A 5,427-nucleotide genomic window follows, 5' to 3' on the forward strand; every position below is an offset into this window, starting at 1 on the left:
TGTTTAAACTCTTCCGAATAGCTATTAAAAGTTTGTCCTTTCTTTGCCATAGAAAAAATCCCCTCCAAGTAGTATTCTTTCCTCCATGGTAACATGAAGGTTTTTTTGAATGTCTACTTAAAGGGGAGATTAACAAGCTGAAGGTGTTTTTTTATTTATTTTATAAAACATGTTGATTTTGATAATCATTATCAATTAAAATAAAATAAATGATCATCTTACACGTACATAGGTTAGATTTTAAGGAGGCGAGGATTTGAATAAAAGCCCTCAAGTATCTGTACGCACAATGACTGACCAGAATTTAACGGACTTTATCCGGTGTCCTTATAGATTTTTTTACACACATATTGAAAAGAAAAAGCATCCTCTTGGCTGGCGTCAGGGCATTCAGCATATTATCAATAAAGTTGTTTCATCTTATTTTCAGCTGCCGCAAAGCAATCGGACACCTGCAAATGTTATGAAGCTGGTCGATCAATATTGGGGAAGGCTCCACCTGCGCATGTTTGATTCCCAGCTCCAATATTACATGGCTGCAGCAGCAGTAACAGATGGGTTAATGAGAAACCTGAGCAGTGAATCTGAAATAGCACAGCCGCTGTTTTTGTACGAAAAGTTTAAAATGAATCTTAAAGAGCTGAATGCAGATCTTTCATTAACTTTTGATGTCGCGGAGTGGCAGCAGGATACTTTTATAGTGAAGAAATTCCTGGTGGATGCTGATGAGCAAATGCTGGAGCTTTATTGTCACCTGACAGTCGTTTTTTCAGAAAAGGTATTTGGAATAAGGCCGTCCAGAATTGAAGTTGTGACATTAATGGATGGTGAGAGGCACGTATTCATTCCAAATAATGATAGCCTTGAGGCGGGATTAAACTATCTGCATATGATGAAGATGCTTCTCGAAGACACAAATAGGTTTTCCGATTTGTACAATATGAATGAGTGTCCAGCCTGTCCTTTTCAAGATGACTGTGACAGGGATGAAAAGAATGAAGGGAAACAAAAATACTTATCCTAAAAAGGCGCCTGGGTGAACCAGGCGCTTCTGCTGGATATGAACTGTAAAGGGTGAATGTATTTCCATTGCTTTTAATCGGATTTCCGGCTAAAGTTTTTAAAGGGATGTCAGTAGAAAGGCTGTGATTACTTTTTGAGAATTCTTATTACAGGTGCGAACGGGTTTTTAGGGAAAAAGCTCTCAGTAAAGCTTTTGGAACAAGGGCATGAACTTTATTTATTAGTCAGAAGCAGAAAGCGGCTGGATGCCTTCATGCAAGGCGAAGCACGCGGCTATTCCAATCAGATTCATATATTGGAAGGCGATGTTACAGAAGAGCATCTTGGATTAAATACAGAACTAGTGAATTCATTAAATGGAAAGATAGATGCCTTTTACCATAGTGCAGCCCTTCTATCATTTGATGAAAGGGATCGTGAAAAGACTTTTGAAGTAAATGTGGGAGGAACAGGGAATGTTCTGAAGCTTGCTTTGGAAATAAATTGTCCAAAGGTTTTATATATCAGTACCGCCTATACGGTCGGGACAGAGATTGCCGGGGCGGAAGCTCTTTACTCAGCGGAAAGGCAGTTTGTAAATCCCTATGAAGCTTCCAAATGCGAGGCAGAACACCTCGTATATTCTTACCGGGATAAACTGGATATTGTTATTCTCCGTCCAGGGATTATCATCGGTGATTCCAGGTCAGGTGAAGCTGATACAAACTTCGGCTTATATGGTTTTCTAAAAGGCATCAAGATTTTAAAAAAGCGGGCTATGCGAAAACAGGACGGCAGACCCTGCAGAATTTTTCTGGATCCTGAAGTGGCCCAGAATTTTGTGCCGGTGAATTATGTTATAGATACATTGAATGCCGCCTTGATTCATGGTGTAAATGGCGGGATTTACAATATTACAAACCCTAATCCGCCTCTGCAGTCGGATATATATGAAATAGTTAAAGAGGTATTGGACTTTTCGCAATTAGAGATGTGTGTCCCTGGATCAACTGCTGAAATGACTAATGAGGAAAAGGCTTTTCATGAGTCAATGAGCATTTTCCACAGCTATTTTCAGCGGACCATTAATTTTCCATCAGACAATACGGAAAAGCTGCTTGCAACTGCAGGAATTCCCATGCTGCAGATGGATCGAGAGGCATTAACGAGAATAATAGCAGGATATTTGCTTAATAAAACGAGTGTATCTTCTTAGTAGAAAAAGACCGGGATATGAATTACCGGTCTTTATTTTTCTTCTCCTTTTAAAATTCTCCGGTTTTTGATTTCCATAGTTTGAATATGGTTCAATTCCTCAATCAAGTCATGAATGGAAAGAATTTCATATAGGATGGCTGTTTCAGGCTGGACATGGTGGTGTGAGCGAGGTTTTAGACCGGCCCCGGGGTTCAGTTGTTTTTGCTCAAAAAACCACTGTGTTACTTCGCTGATTTTTTTATGATGACATTCTGTAATCAGGAAGCCGGTGTCATATAGCCTGTCTTTTAAATCCTCAAGAACCGACGCGGCAAACTCTTTCCTTCCCTCCTCCATATCCGGCCGGACAGGCGGCAGAAAGATCAAGTTTCCTATGTGATAGGATATTTGCTTTAAAATAGCGAGTTTTTTATATTCAAAATGAAAATCCCGCATATCTTCACGGCTGAAACGGTGAAACCTATATTCGGATTTTTGATAATGGCATAAAGTTTCGGTTTTATCGATATCTTTAATAAGGCGCTGGAAATCATCACGGACAGTGCCATTTGCTTTTAATATATTAAAGACCTCAAGACCTCGTTCAAGTAATATGTCACCAGATCGCCGGTAGAGGGCATGGATATTTTTCATGATGGATTTTGAGTAATCGGGCGGCATGACCAATAAATTAACTGCCGTAGACACGACGATACCCGTCGATGTTGTCCCCAGTCTAATGAAAAAAGAGGACAGATAATGATCATGGACGGTTGAAATCATTGCAACACCAGTCAAGGTTGCGACAAGCATCCCATCTTGAAGCTTTAGCTTATGGCAGGCGATGATTGTCGCAAGCGTTACAGAAGCATAACTATACGGACTGTCTCCAAAAATGAATGTAAATAAAACAGCAAATCCCGCTCCTATAGCTGCGGCTGGAAATCTTACATATGCTTTTCGGATGGAATCTGCAACAGTGGGCTCGATCGTAACGATGGCCGTTATCACGGCAAACATGGCTGGCCAATTCAGCATATGGCATATAAAGGCTGTTATAAAAACAGCCAGTCCGGTTTTGGCAATTCTTCCGCCAATAAATGTAAATGGGATAGTCTGTTTCATAAAAAACCTTCTTCAGCTCTGTGGCGTTAAATTTATTAATATCTTAGTGCAACTCTTCAATAAGAGCAAATGCAAATCTTCTGATAAAAAAGATTAATCCGGTGAAATAATCAAATAGTATGTTAAAATAGACAACTATAAAGCAGAGGCAAAGAGTATATGTAAGTTTTTACCAAAGAGGAAGGGTGAGATTAAGTGTCAATTGAAAGTGTGAAAGCCCATTTTAAGAAATGGAATCGGGAACAGGATGTAATGGAGTTTGATGCTTCAAGCGCCACTGTAAAAGAAGCGGCTGAAACAATCGGTGTCAGTACTGCGCAAATTGCCAAGACTCTTTCCTTCAAAGGTGATGAGGATGAAGCAATCCTGGTAGTGGCAGCTGGTGACGCGAAAATTGATAACAAAAAGTTCCGGAAAACATTCGGCTTCAAAGCACGTATGCTTTCCTCCGATGAAGTTCTCGCACAGACTGGTCATGCGGTAGGCGGAGTGTGCCCATTTGGATTGAAGAATGACCTGGATGTCTTTCTGGATGAATCTATGAAAAGATTCGAAACTCTTTTCCCCGCGTGCGGTAGCAGCAATTCTGCCATTGAACTTACACCTGCTGAAATTAATACATATTCAGATGCCAAAGCCTGGGTAGATGTCTGCAAGGATTGGGAAGATGCACTGATTGTTGATCGGCCTCTAGAAAAAATTACGAAATAAGCAGGCTATAATTAAAATTTGTTGTATTATAAAAATAAATAATTGAATAAATAGATTGGAGAGTAGGCGAACGTATATGGGGAAGAATTTGATTATTGAAAAAATTGATGAACTTCAAGAAGAGTTTAATAAAATAAGCATGTACATAGGCGAGAATCCCGAACTGGGGCATGAAGAATATAAGGCATGCAAAGTATTGACAGAGGAGCTTAAGAACCATGGTTTTACCTTGGAAATTGGCACTTGCGGTTTGCCGACTGCCTTCACGGCTACTTATGACAGCGGGAAAGAAGGGCCCGTAATCGGATATATGTCTGAATACGATGCGTTGCCTGAAGTTGGGCATGCATGCGGCCATAATCTTATTGGAACAATGGGGATTGCCGCGGGTATTGGACTGAGCAAAGTGATTCATGAAACGGGAGGAAAAGTCATAGTGTTTGGCACGCCTGCAGAAGAGACAAAGGGCGGCAAAGTGACCATGGCTGAAGCGGGTATTTTTGACGCTTTGGATGCAGCGATTATGGTTCATCCCCTCGACAATTATGTGAAGAGTGGTACATCACTGGCGATGGATGCGATCCAGTTTGAGTTTTTTGGAAAGTCAGCACACGCAGCTGCCAGCCCGCATTTGGGAATAAATGCGTTGGATGCTGTACTTCAAACGTTCAACAGCATAAATGCTTTGCGCCAGCATATCAAGCAAGATGCAAGAATTCATGGAATTATCACGGAAGGGGGCAAAGCGGCTAACGTTGTCCCGGATTATGCCGTTGCACAATTCTATGTTCGTGCGGCGAAACGTGAATATGTAAATGAATTAGTAGAAAAGGTCAAGAAGTGTGCTGAAGGGGCTGCTCTGCAGACTGGAGCTGAAATGAAATGGTCGAATTATGAATATTCTTATGATGATATGGTTACGAACAGCCCTTTATCGGAAGCGTTCAATAAAGAACTGATTTCCCTCGGTGTAAATGAGGAGGAAATAATGGAGCAGAAGGATGGCTCAGGTTCTCTAGATATGGGAAATGTCAGTCAGGCAGCCCCTTCCATTCATCCTTATATAAAAATCTGCAATGAGGCATATGCCTGCCATACACATGAATTCCGCGAAGCTGCTATGAGTGATCAGGCCAGAGAAGCCATGATCCTCGGAGCCAAAGCAATGGCACTCACAGGGTATGAAGTGTTAACAAACAAGGAGCTTCTCCAAAAGATTAAAGCAGAATTTGAGTCAGGCAGGGCATTTGCTTAAGTGCCAAAATAAGGGGCTGGGACAAAACTAGCTTCAGATAGTAAGAAAGGTGAATTTGAGTGCGCTCAAATTCACCTTTCTCTTATTTCAGGGTATTAATTCTTTAAATTCTTATTTTTTGGCAGTGAATTTCCTTA

General features: G+C 40.9%; 5 protein-coding genes. 4 read left to right on the forward strand and 1 reads right to left on the reverse strand.

What is annotated here, in order from left to right:
• Positions 1 to 256 precede the first annotated feature (256 nt).
• Both M3205_RS24790 and M3205_RS24795 read left to right on the forward strand, forming a co-directional pair.
• Positions 257 to 1,024: a hypothetical protein gene (locus tag M3205_RS24790; protein ID WP_251172310.1), complete on the forward strand. Its 768-nt coding sequence runs from the start codon at positions 257 to 259 to the stop codon at positions 1,022 to 1,024.
• A gap of 132 nt (positions 1,025 to 1,156) precedes the next feature.
• The gene (locus M3205_RS24795) at positions 1,157 to 2,218 is read left to right on the forward strand and encodes an SDR family NAD(P)-dependent oxidoreductase (RefSeq protein ID WP_251172311.1); all 1,062 of its coding nucleotides are present in this window, start codon (positions 1,157 to 1,159) and stop codon (positions 2,216 to 2,218) included.
• A 32-nt stretch (positions 2,219 to 2,250) separates the two neighbouring features.
• Here M3205_RS24795 and M3205_RS24800 read toward each other — a convergent pair whose 3' ends face one another.
• Positions 2,251 to 3,324, reverse strand: coding sequence for an FUSC family protein (locus M3205_RS24800; protein ID WP_251172312.1), 1,074 nt, complete (start codon positions 3,322 to 3,324; stop codon positions 2,251 to 2,253).
• Positions 3,325 to 3,519: 195 nt separating this feature from the next.
• Here M3205_RS24800 and M3205_RS24805 point away from each other — a divergent pair, with 195 nt between their 5' ends.
• Both M3205_RS24805 and M3205_RS24810 read left to right on the forward strand, forming a co-directional pair.
• Positions 3,520 to 4,035, forward strand: a complete 516-nt coding sequence (locus tag M3205_RS24805) for a YbaK/EbsC family protein (RefSeq protein WP_251172313.1) — start codon at positions 3,520 to 3,522, stop codon at positions 4,033 to 4,035.
• Between the two features lie 76 nt (positions 4,036 to 4,111).
• Positions 4,112 to 5,290 (forward strand): M20 family metallopeptidase, encoded by a 1,179-nt coding sequence (locus M3205_RS24810; RefSeq protein WP_251172314.1) that lies wholly within the window; start codon positions 4,112 to 4,114, stop codon positions 5,288 to 5,290.
• Positions 5,291 to 5,427: the final 137 nt, after the last annotated feature.

Origin of the sequence: Cytobacillus firmus (assembly GCF_023715565.1) — a bacterium.
GTDB classification, from domain to species: Bacteria; Bacillota; Bacilli; order Bacillales; family Cytobacillaceae; genus Cytobacillus; species Cytobacillus firmus_C.

Excerpts from the sequence above, each read along its gene's own strand:
- M3205_RS24810 (WP_251172314.1), top strand. The coding sequence starts at position 4,112 with ATGGGGAAGAATTTGATTATTGAAAAAATTGATGAACTTCAAGAAGAG.
- M3205_RS24800 (WP_251172312.1), bottom strand. The coding sequence starts at position 3,324 with ATGAAACAGACTATCCCATTTACATTTATTGGCGGAAGAATTGCCAAA.